Genomic DNA, 16,582 nt, shown 5'->3' with positions numbered 1-16,582 from the left:
GGTGACGCCAGGAGCGGGCCGCTCACTTCTCCTCGAGCCAGTGGTTGTCGTGCTCGAGATAGAAAGCGGTCCGCTCCTCCTCACTCATCTGCGCCAGCCGGACCAGGCCTTCGAAGTAGCCCTCCCGCGGCGCCCCCGGCGAGAAGTGCAGCAGCATCGAGGCCGGCTCCCCCGACCTGTTCTTGAACCCGTGGACGCCGCCGGCCGGCACGTGCACGTAGTCGCCTGGCTCGGTCTCGATCCACTTCTCACCGTTGTAGATCTGCATGCTGCCGGACAGGATGTAGAACGACTCGGTGATGGTTCGGTGAAAGTGCGGATCCGGCCCGGTCACACCCGGCCCGCACTCCCACCGGTAGAGCCCGAAGAGCCCGCCGGTCGACGCGCCCGAGGACAGGTAGTGCACGCGGGTGCCGTTCGGATAGACAAGCTCCGGCTCGGTGCCGTCCGGCCGGTAGATCGCGCTGTTCTCGCCTTCAGTGCCGTGGTACAGCGGAGGTGGATAAGTCATGGATCAAAACCTACGCCGGAGCGAGGCGGCCTTCCCGGTCAGCACGTGAACGTCGCCGGGCGGGCTCGCAGCGGCCGGGCCGTCCGGGGACAACGATGGGCAGGGCCCGCTCCTGTCCGAGGGTCGGGGCCAGCGGGGTCGGCCGGTTCGTGCCCTTCGGGCGCACGCCGGTCACCGGGCAGGGCCTACGGCCAGTCCGTGGGGATCTGAAACCCGGTGTTGAAGTCCTAGTGGACTAAGACCGTGTGTCAGTTGGAGTTGTTGCTGGCCAACAGGCCGAGCCGGTCAGCGCGGCGGTAGCAGATCAGAGCGCAGGCTAGGCGTAGGAGTCCGAGGTAGTGGAAACCGATGCGTTCGTGGCGGCGGACCAGCCGGCGGAAGCGGGTCAGCCATTCCAGGCAGCGTTGTTGCCCTGCCGGTGGGTCGCCGGCGACGAAGCTTACGGCGGTGATCCGCACCTGGCCGCCACGTTGCGCGATTATCGGCTCGGCCACGTCCTGGCGGTGGCGTTGTTGCGTTGCGAGATCGGCGGACGCGCTGTGCCCGGCCCGGTGCGGTCAGACCGCCGGGGCGAGTTCGCTGAACGCCATGTTGACCCGCAGTGCGGGTCGGGCGTCGGCTCCAGGTTCGTAGTGGGCGCGGCGCGGATTCTGTACGAAGGCATGGCCGGCGATCACCACCTGTGCCGTCCGATCGGTTTGCTGTCCGCCCATCGGTCTCAGTCGGCGCTTGAGCTGGCCGTGATCGGCTTCTATCGGATGGTTGGCATACCGCTCGACGTGGTGCCCCGCCGCCGGGATCAGTTCTTCGAGCACGGCCGGGTAGCCCGGTGCGGCGTCGGTCGTCTACAAACCACCGGTAGACGGTCACTTGGTCGACGTCGATCCCACGCTCGGCGAGCAGTTCCTCGACGTCGCGGTACGACAGGCCGTAGCGCAGGTACCAGCGCACCGCTCCCACGATCACCTCGGCCGGGAAACGAAACGCGGCGAATGCCGAGCGAGGAGGAGAACAGGAACGAGACCGAGCCACCGACTTCACCGGTCAACCCTGCCTGATCGTCCGACGCAACAGAGCCCGACCACGTAATCGGCGATGTCGACCGTGTACCTGCCGACAAATACGTCCGTGCTGGTCAGATAGCGCGCCGCTTCAGGGCAGCCACCACCCTGGACGAAGTCCTGCGTTCGCAGGCCGAGGCGCTGCTGGCCGCGGACTTCATCGAGACTGTCACCTGACCGGTACGAGGCTGTACGTCCTGGCAGTCATTGAGCATGCCAGCCGCCGCATCCGGATCCTCGGCGCGACCGCGCACCCGAGCACCGCGTGGGTGACCCAGACCGCCCGCAACCTTGCGATGGACCTCGAGGACGCCGGGTGCCGAGTGAAGTACCTGATCCGTGACCGGGCTGGGCCCGGACCTGCCGGCGCGAACTGCTCGACCGGACCTTGATCCTCAACCAGCGACATCTGCTGTACGCGCTGCGCGAGTACGAGGCCTTCTACAACAGCCACCGGCCTCATCAGGACATCGCGAACGTCCGGCCACTCGCCCCGCCGCCCGAACCGATCACCAACCCGGACCGGCTCGCCCACCTGAACATGCACCGAAATGACCGCCTCGGCGGCATCCTCCACGAATACGATCGTGCCGCCTGACCTGCCCGGATGGAATTTTCGGCAGCTACAACCTGGTTTCCGTAAGGTTCCGGGTCGGCCGAGCGTCGGCAATACGCAGAGTCGGTGTGGCCACGTCGGTGGAAGACAGCGCTGACGGCCCGTGCTGGCGTGACGGTTTTGGCGGATTGGCGGTAGGCGTGCGTGATCGATTTGTAAGGTCGGGATGATGGCGGCGTGCCTGAACGTCGGCCGCCGAGGTTCGGGGGGAGGGGATGGCCGTTGTGCGGGCTTCCCGGTTGTCGGTCAAGCAGTCGACCCTGACGTGGGGTACCGCGGTGGTCCTCGCCGTGCTGGCGGTGCTGCTCGGCTACACCGCGCTGGCGCTGGGCCGGGCCGTCGAGGACGAGCGGGCGGCCTACGAGCGACAGGCGCGGTTCAAGCAGCTCGCCCTCGATCTGGGTAACGCCTCCGATCTGCTGACCAACGAGGCGCGCATGTACGCCGCCACCGGTGCGGCCGGCCACCTGGAGGCGTACTGGAAAGAGATCAACGAGACCAAGACCCGGGACCGGGTGATCGAGCAGCTGAAGTCCCTCGGCGCGCCCCGCGCGCTGTTCGATCTGCTCGCGGAGGCCAAGGCCAAGTCCGACGCGCTCGTCAACACCGAGACCCGAGCGATGCGCCTGGTCCTGGAGGCGAACGAGACCCCGGAGACGGCAATGCCGGAACCCGTGGCCGGGTTCCGGCTCTCCGCCGCTGACGCGGCGTTGAGCGATGCGGCGAAGATGGCCCGGGCCGGGCAGATCATGTCGGACGATCAGTACGCCGCTGACAAGGCATTGATCACCGAGCCGGTCGGGGAGTTCCAGAACCAACTGGCTGCCGCGGCACAGGAACAGTTGCGCATGGCCACGGCGGACACCAGCCGGCTGATGACGACGCTGCTGGTACTCGCCGTTGTCCTGGCGCTCGGCATGGCCGGAGTGCTGGCGCTGATCCACCTGCTGACGGGCCGTACGGTCGTACGGTATGCCGCCGCGTTGCGCGGCCGTGATCCCCGCGATCTGGACTTCGCTCTGCAGGCGGAGGGCACCACCGAACTGCGGGAGCTGGCCGGCGGCCTCAACGCCCAGTTCGAGCAGGTCCGCGAGCTGGTCATGGCAGTGCGGTCGAGCGCGGACGACGTCCGCGACTGCGCGCAGCAGCTCACCGGGCTCAGCTCCGACATGATGACCACCAGCACCACCGCGGCCAGTGGCACCGCGAACGTCTCCGCCGTGGCCGACGAGGTGTCGCACAGCGTGGCCGCTGTGTCCGCCGGTGTGGAGCAGATGAGCGCCTCGATCGTGGAGATCTCGCAGAACGCCGTCCGGGCGGCCCAGGTGGCCACGTCCGCGGTCCAGGTCGCCGAGACCACCCGACACACCGTCAACCGGCTCGGCGAGAGCTCCGCCGAGATCAACAGCGTGGTCACGCTGATCAACGGGATTGCCGAGCAGACGAATCTGCTCGCCTTGAACGCGACCATCGAGGCCGCCCGCGCCGGCGAGATGGGCAAGGGGTTCGCCGTCGTCGCCAGCGAGGTCAAGGACCTGGCCCAGGAGACCGCCCGGGCCACCGGCGACATCACCAGCCGGATGAACACCATCCAGAGTGATGCCGCCGCGGTGGTGACGGCCATCGAGGAGATCAGCGACATCATCGCGCGGATCAGCGACTCGCAGAACACGATCGCCTCCGCCGTGGAGCAGCAGACCGCCACCACGTCCGAGATCAGCCGCAGTCTCGGCGAGGCCGCCGGCGGCTCACAGATAATCGCCGGCAACACCGCCGAGGTGCGCCTGGCGAGTGAACAGGCCCAGTCCGCCGCCGATGTCACCGCCCGGGCATGCGACGAACTGGCCGGCAAAGCGGCGGAGCTGCACCACCTGGTCAAGGACTATCACGTGGGACGTTGAGGTGGCTGCCGGCCTCGCCGGCGTAGCCATGCCAGGCGCGGCCCGACCGGCCCACTTGCCATCGGGGTAGAGGGCCTTGCGCAGCGTGTGGATCGCGAACTCGATGGCGCCGGCGGGCCGGCAGCCATCTGCCCGCCGGAAGCGGCGCTGCCGACCGCGACCAGGCGCGCCTGCGGCCCCGCCGCCTGGGGTATGTTCTGCGGTCGTCATTCGGGGGTGGCGCACGGCGGAAGTGACGTCGGGTAGCCGGAGTGCCGGGTTGCGGCCGGTCTGGCGGATCGTGGTTGGGTGGGTGGGAGCGCACGGGATCCACCACGTTCCTCAAACCACCGCGTAGCGGCGTGGACCGGCCCTACCACCCGGACCCGGCACGCGGGGCGCTCGCACGCACCACGGCGTCACCGCGCCCGGTCCGGCGAACCCGCGGCAGGCCGCCCGGCCGCTTGGCGAGCACCCGCGCCCGGTCCTCCCCGCAGCGCGACGGACTGGTGTTTCCCGGCGGCCGCGCTGCGGCCGGGACGGAAAGTGTGGCTCGCGCGGGGAGGGCGGGCACGGGTCGGCTTCGGCGGGACGCGGGTCACGCGTACCGCGAAGAAGCTGGACCGGCAGGCAGAGATCCGTGTCTAGATCTAGAAGACCTGGAGTTCGGCGATGCGGGACCAGTCGTTGGTGCCGTTCGCGGCATGGGTGACGATGCGGAGCTGCGCGGTCCGCCGCGGAGGGAAAGTGCTGGTCACCGCGGCGGCGGTGTTGCCGCGCACGGCGGCTACCGTCTGCCAGCCGTCCGGGCCGGCCACCTGGATGTCCCAGTCGCGCAGGCCGAACTGTGCGGCCGGGAACTCGGCGGAGTCGGTTGTGGTGACCCGCACGCTGCTCACCGTCTGCGGCGTCGCCCATTTCAGGCGCAGCCGGTCCGGCCATTCCTTGCCGGTGCCGTCGGCCCAGCCGGTGCCTTTCCACCAGTGCGCCGGATCCGCGTCGCCGTCGAGGGCGCCGCACGGGAGCAGGCCGGCGCGGTAGGAGGAGGCGTTGACCCGGGACACGGATCGGGTCAGGTCGGGTGACGGCGCCGGCGGAGTGACGGTTACCGGCACCTCGATGCGCTGGTCTTTGCTGATGACGCGGACCAGGTAGGTGGCGGGCGCGGTGCCGGTGGCGGCGCTCACGGTGACCGGCACGGTGCGGGTGTAGCCGGGCGGCAGCCAGGTGGAGATCAGTCGGCGGGGCAGGTGCAGGAGGTCGGAGGCGCCTAGCCGGGCGGTGGCGTAGATCGGCTCCGGGCCGGGGTTGGTGAGCTTGACCTGGAGCCGGCCGCCGTTGCACTGGCCGGTCGTGATCGGTAGTGCGCCGGGTTCCACGGTCAGCCGTGCCCGCGGTGCGGGGCCGGTCGGGGCTGGCGGCTCGGGTGTCGTCGCGCGGGCGGGCGGGGTGCTGGTCGCGGCCAGGGCGAGGAGCAGGGCGGCAGCGGCTGGGCGAGGCATCATGCGGGAGCCAATCCGGGGCGGTCGCGGTCGGAGGTGAATGAGGCCCGTGTGGTGATCGGGGCGCCGCGGCGGGTGACGTACGGGACGACGCGGTAGTCGGCGCGCAGCGCGTCGGGGGTAAGTTCGCAGCGCACATAGCCGCGCTGGGCGTTGGCGAACAGTACGTGCGGGTTGTCCTTGCGCTGCCGGTCCAGGGCCGGCGTGGTGTCGCTGCCGTCGCCGGCGCTGGAGATGGACGTGCCGATCAGCTCGACGCCGACGGCGGGTGTGCCCGGCTGCCGGAAGTCGGCGCGCAGGTCGGCCGCGTAGTTGAAGTGGATGTCGCCGGTGAGCACGACCGTGCCGGGCACGCGGGCGGCGGTGTCCAGCACAGCCTGGCGATCGACCGGGTATCCGTCCCACTTGTCCATGTCGAACCGGCCGCTGTACAGCAGCTCGGTCATGATGATCTGCTGGGCCAGGATGTTCCACCGGGTGCCCGACCGGCCCATGCCGTCGAGGAGCCAGCCGCGCTGATCGGCGCCGAGCAGGCTGCGGGCCGGGTCGTGCCGGTCCGGGCAGTCGGGTTTCACGCCGTCGCCGCAGGCCTGGTCGGACCGGTACTGCCGGGTGTCCAGGACGTGCGCGGTGGCGAGGTCACCGAACCGCAGCCGCCGGTACAGCGGCATGCCGGCACCGGCCGGCTGCCGTGGCCGGCGCAGCGGCTGGTTCTCCCAGTACGCGCGGTACGCGTTGGCCCGCTGGACCAGGAAGTCCTCGGCGCTGATGTCGAAGCGCGGCACCCCGGCGGCGTAGTTGTCCTGCACCTCGTGGTCGTCCCAGGTCGGCACCCACGGGAAGGCGGCGTGCGCGGCCCGCAGGTCCGGGTCGGTGCGGTAGAGCGCGTACCTCAGCCGGTACAGGTCGAGCGTGTCGGTGGCCAGCTGGAAGATCTCCGGCAGCCGCAGCCCGGTGTCCGCGCGGTCGCCGCCGGTGCTGTTGACCGCGCCCTCGTACATGTAGTCGCCGAGGAAGAACACCAGGTCGAGATCTTCGGCGGCGAGATGCCGCCAGGCGGTGAAGAAACCATCGGTGTACGACTGACAGGAGGTGACCGCGAACCGCAGCGATCGGACCGTGGCATCCGCCGCCGGAGCGGTCCGGGTCCGGCCGACCGGACTGAGGTGCCCGCCGCAGCGGAATCGGTACCAGTAGACCCGGCCGGGCCGCAGACCTCGCACGTCGACGTGCACTGAGTGCCCGTACTCGGCGCGCGCCGTCGCGGTACCGGACCGCACCACCCGGGTGAAGCCGGCGTCCTCCGCCACCTGCCAGCGCACCGGCCGGCTGACGAAGCCCAGCCCGCCGGTCGGTGCGAACGGCTCCGGCGCCAGCCGGGTCCACAGCACCACGCCGCCGGGCAGCGGGTCTCCGGAGGCCACGCCGAGCGTGAACGGGTCGGTTCGCGGCGGCGCGGCGCTGACCGGCGCGGCCGCCGCCACCGGCGCGAGCGCGGTGGCCACGGCGGCCCCGCCGAGAGCGAGCAGCCTCCGGCGGGGCAGGGTGGCTAGCCTGAGCGGTTTCTCCTGCACCCCCTGATCAACTTGATCACGGGGCCCGGGGATACGCCGGCCACGTCAGCGGCGGCCGGGCAGCGGGACGCGGGACCAGTCGGTGTCCGAGGCCAGGTAGAAGCTCGGGTACGACGGCTGGTTGTACGTGGTCTGCTGCCGTGCCACCTCGACCCGGTACTGCGGGTCGTGCATCAGCGTGTACAGCTTGTGGCCGGTCACCTCGGTGCTCAGGTAGATCCGGATCGCCGAGCTGTCCACGGTGCGGACCAGCAGCTCCTCACGCCAGTCGCCGAGGATGTCGGCGACCAGGCTCGGGTTGCCCTTCGTCCCGTTGTTGGTACGGGTGCCCTCGGCGGTCAGCAGCGTGCCCCGCTTCCAGTCGTCGATCGTCGGGGTGACGTCGCCGGCCCCGTTGACGATCTGGGTGGTCAGGTCACCGGCCCAGCGGATGCTCTGGTTGGTGCCGGGGATGCTGCTGGTCAGCACCTCACCCTTGGCGCTGTGCAGGCCGAGGGCCGCCGACCCGCCGGGCATGCTGGCCCAGGACTCGATGCCGCGGACCTCCGGCAGCACGTCACCGATCATCCCGCGGCCGGTGTCGCGCCCGGAGTACGTACCGAACAGGACCTCGCCGGTGGCCGCGTCGCGCATCGCCATGCCGTACGGCGCCGAGGTCGCGCCCTCGTGCACGGTGAAGATCTCCTGGCCCGGCCGGTCCGGGTCGATGTCGGTGACGTGCATGGCGTCCCCGTGTCCGAGCCGCGCGGACTCTCCCGACGGCAGGGTCCCGGACGACGAGTAGAGCAGGCTGCCGTCGTGGTCGATCGTCGCGGCCCCGTAGACGATCTCCTGCTTACCGTCGAGGTCCACGTCGGCGGCGCTGAGCGAGTGGAAGCCCTGCGTCGTCAGCCTGCCGAACTCGGGGTCGGTGCCGTCGCGGCCGTGCGGTGAGTCGTTGAACGGGTTCGTCATCGGCGTCCAGCCGCTGTCCACGTACCAGCTCTCGGTGAGCCGGCGCCCGTTCCAGCCGTAGGCGACGAGCGTGGAGCGGGTGTAGTAGCCGCGGGCGAAGACCGCGGAGGGCCGCTTGCCGTCGAGGTACGCGACGCCGGCGAGGAACCGGTCCACCCGGTTGCCCGGTTCGATCCGGGCCATCGCGTAGTCACCCCACATGAGGCCGTCGTCGTGGCGTCCCGGCTTGTAGTCGATGGTCTGTAGTTCGCGGCCGGTCGCGCCGTCGAAGACGGTCAGGTACTCCGGGCCGTCGACGATGAAGCCTTCGAAGGCGTGCAGGTTGTTGCGGGTGCTGCGGGATGGCGCGTACACGTCCATGAAGTAGTCGGTGAGCGCTTCGGCGTCGGCGCGGCTCAGCGGGTACTGGTAGGCGGGTGCGATGCCGAAGGCCTGTTCCAGCGTGGCCGGCCAGCGCCCGGCGACCACCTCGGGGTGCTCGTGCCAGCCGAGGAACATCTCGACGACGTGCTGGTAGTAGTCGGCGGCGCTCATCCGGTAGTCGGCGTCCTTCTGGAAGCCGTTCTTGATGTAGTGCTCCCGGCCGTCGCGGATGGTCTTCGTGCCGGGCGCGGTCTTCAGCATCATCTCGGAGCGGCCGTCGCCGTCGAAGTCGTAGACCAGGAACTGGGTGTAGTGCGCGCCGGCCCGGATGTTGACGCCCAGGTCGATGCGGTGCAGCAGGGTGCCGTCCTGCTTGTACGTGTCGATGTAGACCGGCCCGGTGTACCCGACCTGGGAAACGTCCTTGGAGTTGGACGGGTCCCACTTGACGACGTACTCGTACTGGCCGTCGCCGTCCACGTCGCCGACGCTCATGTCGTTCGCCGAGTAGGTGTAGGTCTCGCCGTCGGCCGGCTTCTGCAGCGGCAGGTCGTAATACCCCGACGCCCACGGCGTGACGGTGGCGCCACGGCCGCCACGGACCGGGACGACCCGGTACTTCGAGGTGGCGGTGCCGGCCTTGTCGAGGAAGTTGGTGCTGTCGGTGACGGTGGCGACGCGCTTGCCGTCCCGGTAGACGTGGAAGTTCGTGCCGGTCAGGCCGGTCGGTCCGGAGCCGGTGGCCTCGGTGCCGAGCAGCCGCCAGCTCAGGAAGACCCCTTCGCTGGTGGTGGCCGCGACCAGACCGCGGTCGAGTGGCGCTGCGCGTCCGGTGGCCCCGGCCGGGGCGGAGAGCGAGGCTAGCAGCAGGGCGGAAATGACGCCCACGGTGCGAAGGCGCATGACGGATCTCCTCGGGGATGGTGCGCCGTCCCGAGCCGGGGGTCACGGGACGACGCTGAAGGCGTACGGATCAGGCGGCGTCGATCTCGGCCTGGAGTTCCTTGATGAAGCCCGCGGCGGCCTGCTGGGGTGTCTGCCGCTCGAAGAGCACCTCCTCGCTGTGGCGCTTGAGGATGGTCTCGATGCTGCTGGCGCCGTTGGGCGTGACCCGCGGAGCGGGTCCGGGCTTGACCGACTGGAGGTAGTCGGCGACGGCCTTGTCGTTCTCGGTGAGTTTCGGGGTGATCGCCGAGCGGACCGTGGTGTTCGACGGGATACCGCGGTCGGTGAGCAGCACGTCGCCGGCCTCGGTGGTGTTGAGCAGGAAGTCGACGAACGCGGCGGCCTCGGCCGGGTGCTTCGAGCGTGACGAGATCGACCAGAACATCGACGGCTTGTAGTACGGGCTGTCCGCCGCGGCGGGCTGGCCGTTGGTGGGCAGCTTGAGCAGCTTCAGCTTCTGCCCGCTGGCGGTGGCCAGCGAGGGCAGCTGGGAACTCCACCAGGTGCCGAACGCGGAGGTGTTCGTGGCGGTGCCGGACTGGTCGAGCGGGGCGCCGGCGCGTTCCACGGTGACCGACGGGGCCGGGGCGATCCCGTTCTTGGCCAGGTCGAGCAGGTACTGCCAGAAGCTCGCCAGCACGTCCGGCGGGATGGCCACCTTGCCGGCGTCGTCATACAGGGAGGCGCCGGCCTGGCGGGCCCAGATGTTGACACCACCAGAGTCAAAACCCCATGACTGTACGCCGGTGACCTTGCCGCCACTGGCCTTGGAGACCTCGGCGCCGATCCTCTTCAGGTCGTCCCAGGTCCAGGTGCTGTCGTCGGGCACCGGGATCTTGTACTGGGCGAGGAGGTCGGTGTTAGCGACGATCGCGTACGTGGTCAGGCCGGTGGGGATCGCGTACTGCTTGCCGTCGACCTTGCCGGTGGCCAGCACGACCTCGTCGAAGTCGGCGGTCTTCAGGTGCTTGCTCGCCTCGCCCAGGTCGAGCAGGGCGCCGCGTTCGGCGTACGAGGCGAGGTAGAGCTCGTCCATCTGGATGATGTCCGGGGCGTCGTTGGCCGCCACCGTGGTGGCCAGGCTGTCCCAGTAACCGTTCCACTCCTTGAACTCACCGGAGACGGTGATGTTCGGGTACTTCTTGGTGAACAGGTCGATCGCCTGCTGGGTGCGCTTGTGCCGGGCGTCCGAGCCCCACCAGGTGAACCGCAGCTTCACGGCCTCCTTGGAGATCTCGCCGCCCGCGTCGCCGCCGTCATCGCCGCCGCAGGCGGCGAGGGTGGCCGCCGCCCCGGCACCGATGCCGAGGGAAAGCAGTGAACGCCTGGTCAGACCGTTGCGAACCATGGGGATGTGGCTCCTTCACTTGATTCCGGTGGTGGCGATGCCCTTGATCAGGTAGCGCTGTCCGATCAGGAAGGCGAGGAAGATCGGCAGCAGCGAAACGACGCTCATCGCGAACATGGAGCCCCAGCTGGTGGCCACGGTGGCGTCCACGAACGAGCGCAGGGCGACGGGGACGGTGTACATCTCGGGGTCGGTCAGGTAGATCAGCTGGCTGAAGAAGTCGTTCCACGTCCAGATGAACGTGAAGATCGTGGTGGTGGCGAGGGCGGGCAGCATCAGCGGCAGGATCACCTGCAGGAAGATCCGTGGATGCCCGGCGCCGTCGATCCGGGCCGCCTCGTCCAGCTCGCGCGGCAGGCCCCGGATGAACTGGACCATCAGGAAGACGAAGAACGCGTCGGTCGCCAGCAGCTTGGGGACGATCAGCGGCAGGAACGTGTTGATCCAGCCCAGCTGGGAGAACAGGATGTACTGCGGCACGATGATCACGTGGATCGGCAGCATGATGGTGCCGAGCATGATCGCGAACCAGAGTTTCTTGCCGGTGAACTCGAGGCGGGCGAAGGCGTACGCCGCCATCGAGCAGGACACCAGGTTGCCGATGATGCAGCCAAGCACCACGATCGCCGAGTTGATCAGGAAGTGGCTGAACGGGGCGGACAGCGCGTTCCAGCCCTCGCCGTAGTTGCCGGTCTGGAGGCTGTCCAGCACGATCCCGGGCGACCGGAAGATCTCGTCGTTCGGCCGCAGGGAGCTGACGACCATCCAGATGACCGGGTACAGCATGATCAGGGCGAGCAGGATCAGCCCGGTGTGCTTGGCGAGGCTCCTTGTCACGTTTCTCGCCGGCGTCTGTGGCACTGGTGGCGCCGGCGCTATGACGCGTTCCTTCAGGTCAGTCATCGTAGAAGACCCATCGCTTGGCGGCCCAGAAGTTGATCGCGGTGAACCCGGCGATGATGATCAGCAGCAGCCAGGCGAGGGCGCTCGCGTAGCCCATGTCGAAGTTGTGGAAGCCGCGCTGGTAGAGGTAGAGCGTGTAGAACAGCGTCGAGTCGGACGGGCCGCCGGTGCCGCCGGAGACGACGAAGGCCTGGGTGAACGACTGGAACGCGTGGATGATCTGCAGGACCAGGTTGAAGAAGATGATCGGCGAGAGCAGCGGGACCGTGATCTTCCGGAACTGGGTCCATCGGCCCGCGCCGTCCACCGACGCGGCCTCGTAGTACATCGCCGGGATCTGCCGCAGCCCGGCCAGGAAGATCACCATCGGGGCGCCGAAGGTCCACACGTTCAGCACGATCAGCGTGGACAGTGCGGTGCTCGGGTCGGAGATCCAGCTCCGGCCGTCGATGCCGACCAGGCTCAGCGCCTGGTTGACCAGGCCGTCGGCGCCGAAGATCTGCCGCCACAGCACCGCGATCGCGACGCTGGAGCCGAGCAGCGACGGCAGGTAGAACGCCGAGCGATAGAACGCCAGCCCTCGCAGGCCACGGTCCAGCAGCATGGCCAGGCCGAGCGCCGCCACCAGCTGGAGCGGGACGGAGATGAACACGTACTTGAAGGTCACCGCGAGTGCCTGATGCAGCCGCTCGTCGGAGATCATGCGCTGGAAATTCTCCAGGCCGCTGAACTCCGGCGGCTGGATCAGGTTGTAGTCGGTGAACCCCAGGACGAACGACGCCGCCACCGGTCCGGCCGTGATCACTATCAACCCGGCGAACCACGGCAGGAGGAAGAAGAAGGCCGCCCGGTTGTCCTTCTTGCGGGTAGTGGTCTTGAGTCGTCGCAGCTCGCCGATGGCGCTCACTCGACCCCCTTCGCCTGTGTGTCGAGACGAAGCGCCCCAGGGCGACGGACCCGGCAGGAAAGCGCTTTCCTGGCAGTGTGCCCGGCCTCACTCCGCCGGTCAACGGTTTCCAGGCGGTAAATTCTGGATCGTTTCAGCGCTTAGATCGCCACTTCGGCCTGCCGGATTCGGCGATGCTTTTTTAACTATTCAACGCTGACGGGCACTGACCGGCGCCGATGGAGCTCTGCCGCACCTTCAGCTCGGCCGGGAAGACGCACCGCCAGTAGGGCGCCAGCTGCCGCTTCACCATCGCCCGGGTAGCCGCGGCGGCCATCCGCTCGACCGGCTGATGCACCGACGACATCGGCGGAGTCGTGCAGACCGCGATCACGCTGTCGTCGAAGCCCACCACCGCCACGTCCCCGGGCACGTGCCGGCCGGCGTCCGCGAGCGCCTGCATCGCGCCGGTCGCCATCAGGTCGCAGCTGACGAACATCGCGTCCAGCTCGGGTTCCTCGGCCAGTAGGCGCTGGGTCAGCTCGTACCCGGCGGTCCGCCGGAACCGGCCGCTCGCCGAGACGTCCGGCAGGCCCAGCTCGCGCACCGCACGCCGATGCCCCTCGCGCCGGTCGTCGGCGCACGAGTTGCCCTCCGGCCCGTGCAGCGCCACGATGCGGCGCCGGCCGCTCTCGTGCAGGTGCACGACCGCCGCGTACGCCCCGTCGGCGTTCTCCATGCCGACATACGGAACCCCTGGAGCGGACGGCCCCATCGACACGACCCGGTCGCACCGCGCGTAGAACTCCGCCGCCATCGACGGCTCCACATTGATCAGCAGCACCCCCAGGCTGACCGCGTCCGCGATCCTGCCCAGCAGCGCCGGCGCGCCGGCCTCGTCAACGACGTGCACGCGCAGCTGCGCCGTGCTGCCCGTCAGCTCCTGAAGAATCCCCGCGGTGACGCGCCCGTAGTACGGACTCGTGCCAAAGATCGAAGCCTCATCGATGACCACCAGCTCGATCACCTCACCATGGCCCGACGCCAGGGCCCGGGCCACCGGATCCGGCCGAAACCCCAGCCCGGCGATCACCTCCCGGACCCGCTCCCGGGTCCGCGCCGACACCCCCGGCGCGTCGTTGATCACCCGCGAGACGGCCGCCTTGGACACACCCGCCTCAGCGGCGACATCGGCCAGCGTCGGCCTCCTCTGCGGCATCGGCCCACTATAGGAGCACCGGTGATCCACTCGCGCCGGGTTTTCTGTCCGCTGTCACCCTTTGCTCTCCGCCGTCCGCCGGATGCGGTGCACGGCGCAGCGCCGGCCGCGGCCGCCAGACACGGCACTCCGCGCCCGCAAACCTCCCGGGAACGGTTTGCCCGCGGGCGTCAGGCGCGGGCAGCGACCTCGGGTTGCCCGGCCGCGGCCGGGGCGAGCGTCGCCCACCGGGCCAGCAGCAGCACGGTCGCCACTTCGGCCAGGCCGAGCAGACGCTCGACCGCGCCGAGCGGGATGGCGCGCCACCACCGCACACCGGTCCACGGCTCGGACAGCAACGCCCACAGGATCGGTGAGAAGCACAGCAGCGCGGCCACCCCGGCCAGCAGGACGGTGATCGCCGCAGCCCTGACCGGCGGGCGCCGCAACCCGGATGCGCCGGCCAGCAACGCGGATACCGGCAGACTCAGGAAGGCGAGCAGGCTGGCCGCCCGGTGCACATCCCCGCTGACGGACGGCCCGACGGACCAGTTGTGCTTCTCGAACACCACGACGCCGACCAGACCGATCACCCACAGCCCGAGAGCGACGCCCGCACCGGACCCGGCCCGGAGCACCCGCGCCCGCACCAGCGCCGCAAGCACGGCGGCCGAGCCGGCGGCGAGCAGCAGCGTCGCCACGTCGAAGGCCCAGCCATTGCTGAGCAGGGCGTACTGGCTCAGCGTCCGCGTCCGCCAGTCCACCAGTGAGGACGGCGGCGTGACGTGCAGCCAGGCGAACAACGCCAGGCACGCCGCTATGCAGGCGACCCCGGAGCGGGCAAGATGGCGCTCGATCATCGCTTCCACCCTGCCAGCCCTGCCTGTGCGCGCCCTGGGAACACACCCCTGCTGGCTTGCGCATCGTCGCCGGTCCCCCACTTGGTCGGGAACAAAGCGCCTGTCGTGGTCCGGCGACAAGGCGCGAGCGAGCACCCAGGACGCCGCAGCCCGCAGTACGCCCGGACCGGCGTCAGGGCCGCAACCGAGCAGCCCGGGCTCGTTGCGGCGGTGCTGTGGTTGCTTGCCAGCGGTGTGGGCGCCGGTGCAGGTCGTATGGCCGCTCGCGGGAGAAGCGACCGGCGTCGGAACCGGCCCAACGTGGGTGCTGTCTGGCGGCCGAGGTGCGTGGGCTACGGCTGGGAGCAGCCGGCCGTCGCCTCGGCACGTCATGGCGGTGCGGTGAGGTACGTGGGCTACGGCTCGGCTCGCCCGGGCTGCCGGCGATGCCGCCAATGAGCGCTGGCAGGTGCCTGTGGGCCGGTTACGGCCCCTGTTCGGCTAGCGGTGCAGCACGTTATGGAGGAGCGTTCTGCCCGCGAGGCCCCGGCGGGCCGCCTGGGGCACCGCCATGCCGGTGCGCGCGGACCGAGGGCGACGCCGTGGAGGGGGTTCGCCGACTGTTGCTGATCGAGGGCTGGGAACGCCACTGATCGACTACGACCGTGATCACCACGGATCGGCGCTCCGGGCGGTGGTGCCGACGCCGGTCGCTTGTGCGTTGGCGGCCATGCGACCCGGACCGGCGCCCGAGGTGTTGGGGAGCAACCACAACACCGGCGCGACAGGCCCGCGGGGCACTCCGCCGGAACGCGCGTTGGGGACCGCGAGCACGTTGAGGGATCGCGCGGTAGTAAGGGACGGCCCGAATTCGGTGGGGCGGCGTGGCGCGTACCGATGAAATGCTCTCAAAGCCGCAGCGTCCAATGCTGGCCGATGAGATCGTGGCCGAAGCTGTGCTCGGGCTTTTCGTCGGTGAGGGTGAAGCCGGCGGCTTCGTAGATGCGGCGGGCGGAGACGCAGACGTCGACGGTCCAGAGGGTGACCTGCCGGTAGCCGGCGGTACGGGCGAAGGCCAGGCATTCGTCGACCAGCCGGGTGCCCAGGCCGTGACCGCGGGCGGCCGGGGTGACCAGCAGGATGCGCAGTTTGGCGGTGTGCGGATCGTCGGTGGAGACCAGCATGATCGATCCGGCTCGGGCGCCGTCGGCCTCGGCGATCCAGGCGGCTTCGCGGGCGGGGTCGTGGCTGGCGGCGAAGTCGCCGACGATCGTGGCGACCAGGGCTTCGAAGTCGGTGTTCCAGCCGAACTGTTGCGCGTAGGTCTCGCCGTGGGCCATCACGGTCCAGCCGAGGTCACCGGGACGGTCGGCAAGCCGCACGGTTGAGCGTGACATCGGGAGCACCCTCCTTCTACTGAAACGACTGTTTCAGTCGATGTTACGCTCACGCGGTGAGTGAGCGGCAAGCGGAACTTCTGGAAGCGGCGTACCGGTATGTGCTCCAGCACGGTCTGGCCGATCTGTCGCTGCGGCCCCTCGCCGCGGCGATCGGGTCCAGTCCGCGGGTGCTGCTCTTCCTGTTCGGCAGCAAGGACGACCTGGTGCGGGCTCTGCTGGCGCGGGCGCGGGAGGACGAGCTGGCGCTTCTCGGCGATGTCGGGGCGGCGCCGATCGGGCTGGCCCGGGCGGTCGAGCGGGTCTGGGCGTGGCTGGCCGCCGAGGAGCATCGGCCGCTGCTGCGGGTGTGGGTGGAGGCGTACGCGCGGTCGCTCGTCGAGCCGGACGGGGCGTGGGCCGGCTTCGCGCGGGCGACGGTGAGCGACTGGCTCGGTGTCCTGGCGGCCTGCCAGCCGGCCGGCGAGCGGGACACCGAGCAGGGCGTGGCCCGCCGCACCCTGGCGCTGGCGGTGTTGCGCGGGGCGTTGCTGGATCTGCTGGCGACCGGTGATGAGAAGCGGATCGCGGCGGCCATTGCAGAGCAACGTATGCATTAAATAATC

At 69.8% G+C, this 16,582-nt stretch carries 15 protein-coding genes and 1 pseudogene; 3 read left to right on the top strand and 13 right to left on the bottom strand.

The features are described 5' to 3' along the window. Positions 1–22: 22 nt before the first annotated feature. From I4J89_RS24885 to I4J89_RS51980, 4 genes and pseudogenes are all read right to left on the bottom strand, one after another. Positions 23–511 (bottom strand): cupin domain-containing protein, encoded by a 489-nt coding sequence (locus I4J89_RS24885; RefSeq protein WP_196416473.1) that lies wholly within the window; start codon positions 509–511, stop codon positions 23–25. 248 nt (positions 512–759) lie between these two features. Beyond that, positions 760–1,005, bottom strand: coding sequence for a hypothetical protein (locus I4J89_RS24880; RefSeq protein ID WP_196416472.1), 246 nt, complete (start codon positions 1,003–1,005; stop codon positions 760–762). Between the two features lie 63 nt (positions 1,006–1,068). Then, on the bottom strand, positions 1,069–1,326 hold the full coding sequence (locus tag I4J89_RS49810) for a DDE-type integrase/transposase/recombinase (protein ID WP_309238468.1): 258 nt from the start codon (positions 1,324–1,326) through the stop codon (positions 1,069–1,071). Positions 1,327–1,363: 37 nt separating this feature from the next. After that, a pseudogene (locus I4J89_RS51980) lies at positions 1,364–1,543 on the bottom strand (hypothetical protein); the annotation flags it as partial. 417 nt (positions 1,544–1,960) lie between these two features. Between I4J89_RS51980 and I4J89_RS49800 the strand changes: the two are divergent. Further along, a complete protein-coding gene (locus I4J89_RS49800; protein ID WP_230859544.1) occupies positions 1,961–2,170 on the top strand; it encodes an integrase in 210 nt (69 codons plus the stop codon). Positions 2,171–2,403: 233 nt separating this feature from the next. Continuing rightward, positions 2,404–4,089: a methyl-accepting chemotaxis protein gene (locus I4J89_RS24865; RefSeq protein ID WP_196416471.1), complete on the top strand. Its 1,686-nt coding sequence runs from the start codon at positions 2,404–2,406 to the stop codon at positions 4,087–4,089. A gap of 629 nt (positions 4,090–4,718) precedes the next feature. Here the strand turns inward: I4J89_RS24865 and I4J89_RS24860 are convergent. The 9 genes from I4J89_RS24860 to I4J89_RS24820 all read right to left on the bottom strand — a co-directional run bounded on the left by I4J89_RS24860 (position 4,719) and on the right by I4J89_RS24820 (position 15,977). Continuing rightward, positions 4,719–5,573 carry a discoidin domain-containing protein gene (locus I4J89_RS24860; protein WP_196416470.1) on the bottom strand — a complete coding sequence of 285 codons (855 nt, stop codon included), beginning with the start codon at positions 5,571–5,573 and terminating at the stop codon, positions 4,719–4,721. Next, entirely contained in the window at positions 5,570–7,144 is a 1,575-nt protein-coding gene (locus I4J89_RS24855; RefSeq protein ID WP_309238467.1) for an alkaline phosphatase D family protein, read from the bottom strand. The genes I4J89_RS24860 and I4J89_RS24855 overlap by 4 nt, the downstream gene beginning before the upstream one ends. Before the next feature lie 45 nt (positions 7,145–7,189). Further along, entirely contained in the window at positions 7,190–9,364 is a 2,175-nt protein-coding gene (locus I4J89_RS51280) for a rhamnogalacturonan lyase (RefSeq protein ID WP_196416469.1), read from the bottom strand. A 70-nt stretch (positions 9,365–9,434) separates the two neighbouring features. Further along, entirely contained in the window at positions 9,435–10,754 is a 1,320-nt protein-coding gene (locus I4J89_RS24845; protein ID WP_196416468.1) for an ABC transporter substrate-binding protein, read from the bottom strand. Positions 10,755–10,769: 15 nt separating this feature from the next. After that, the gene (locus tag I4J89_RS24840; RefSeq protein ID WP_309238466.1) at positions 10,770–11,591 is read right to left on the bottom strand and encodes a carbohydrate ABC transporter permease; all 822 of its coding nucleotides are present in this window, start codon (positions 11,589–11,591) and stop codon (positions 10,770–10,772) included. Between the two features lie 58 nt (positions 11,592–11,649). Continuing rightward, complete coding sequence (locus tag I4J89_RS24835; RefSeq protein WP_196416466.1) at positions 11,650–12,564, bottom strand: carbohydrate ABC transporter permease; 915 nt, start codon at positions 12,562–12,564, stop codon at positions 11,650–11,652. A 181-nt stretch (positions 12,565–12,745) separates the two neighbouring features. Further along, on the bottom strand, positions 12,746–13,762 hold the full coding sequence (locus tag I4J89_RS24830; RefSeq protein WP_196416465.1) for a LacI family DNA-binding transcriptional regulator: 1,017 nt from the start codon (positions 13,760–13,762) through the stop codon (positions 12,746–12,748). Between the two features lie 170 nt (positions 13,763–13,932). Beyond that, positions 13,933–14,601 carry a DUF998 domain-containing protein gene (locus tag I4J89_RS24825; RefSeq protein WP_196416464.1) on the bottom strand — a complete coding sequence of 223 codons (669 nt, stop codon included), beginning with the start codon at positions 14,599–14,601 and terminating at the stop codon, positions 13,933–13,935. 887 nt (positions 14,602–15,488) lie between these two features. Continuing rightward, a complete protein-coding gene (locus I4J89_RS24820; protein WP_196416463.1) occupies positions 15,489–15,977 on the bottom strand; it encodes a GNAT family N-acetyltransferase in 489 nt (162 codons plus the stop codon). A 56-nt stretch (positions 15,978–16,033) separates the two neighbouring features. Between I4J89_RS24820 and I4J89_RS24815 the strand changes: the two genes are divergently transcribed. Beyond that, positions 16,034–16,576 (top strand): TetR family transcriptional regulator, encoded by a 543-nt coding sequence (locus tag I4J89_RS24815; RefSeq protein WP_196416462.1) that lies wholly within the window; start codon positions 16,034–16,036, stop codon positions 16,574–16,576. Positions 16,577–16,582 lie beyond the last annotated feature (6 nt).

Origin of the sequence: Actinoplanes aureus (assembly GCF_015704865.1) — a bacterium.
Classification (GTDB): Bacteria; Actinomycetota; Actinomycetes; order Mycobacteriales; family Micromonosporaceae; genus Actinoplanes; species Actinoplanes aureus.
The sequence above is the reverse complement of the archived record's forward strand: the minus strand, read 5'-3'. Positions and strand labels throughout refer to the sequence as shown.

What these genes read in the sequence shown, in the direction of transcription:
- I4J89_RS24885 (WP_196416473.1), bottom strand. Translation starts at nt 511, where the DNA reads ATGACTTATCCACCTCCGCTGTACCACGGCACTGAAGGCGAGAACAGC.
- I4J89_RS24865 (WP_196416471.1), top strand. Translation starts at nt 2,404, where the DNA reads ATGGCCGTTGTGCGGGCTTCCCGGTTGTCGGTCAAGCAGTCGACCCTG.
- I4J89_RS24860 (WP_196416470.1), bottom strand. Translation starts at nt 5,573, where the DNA reads ATGATGCCTCGCCCAGCCGCTGCCGCCCTGCTCCTCGCCCTGGCCGCG.
- I4J89_RS51280 (WP_196416469.1), bottom strand. Translation starts at nt 9,364, where the DNA reads ATGCGCCTTCGCACCGTGGGCGTCATTTCCGCCCTGCTGCTAGCCTCG.
- I4J89_RS24845 (WP_196416468.1), bottom strand. Translation starts at nt 10,754, where the DNA reads ATGGTTCGCAACGGTCTGACCAGGCGTTCACTGCTTTCCCTCGGCATC.
- I4J89_RS24830 (WP_196416465.1), bottom strand. Translation starts at nt 13,762, where the DNA reads ATGCCGCAGAGGAGGCCGACGCTGGCCGATGTCGCCGCTGAGGCGGGT.
- I4J89_RS24825 (WP_196416464.1), bottom strand. Translation starts at nt 14,601, where the DNA reads ATGATCGAGCGCCATCTTGCCCGCTCCGGGGTCGCCTGCATAGCGGCG.
- I4J89_RS24820 (WP_196416463.1), bottom strand. Translation starts at nt 15,977, where the DNA reads ATGTCACGCTCAACCGTGCGGCTTGCCGACCGTCCCGGTGACCTCGGC.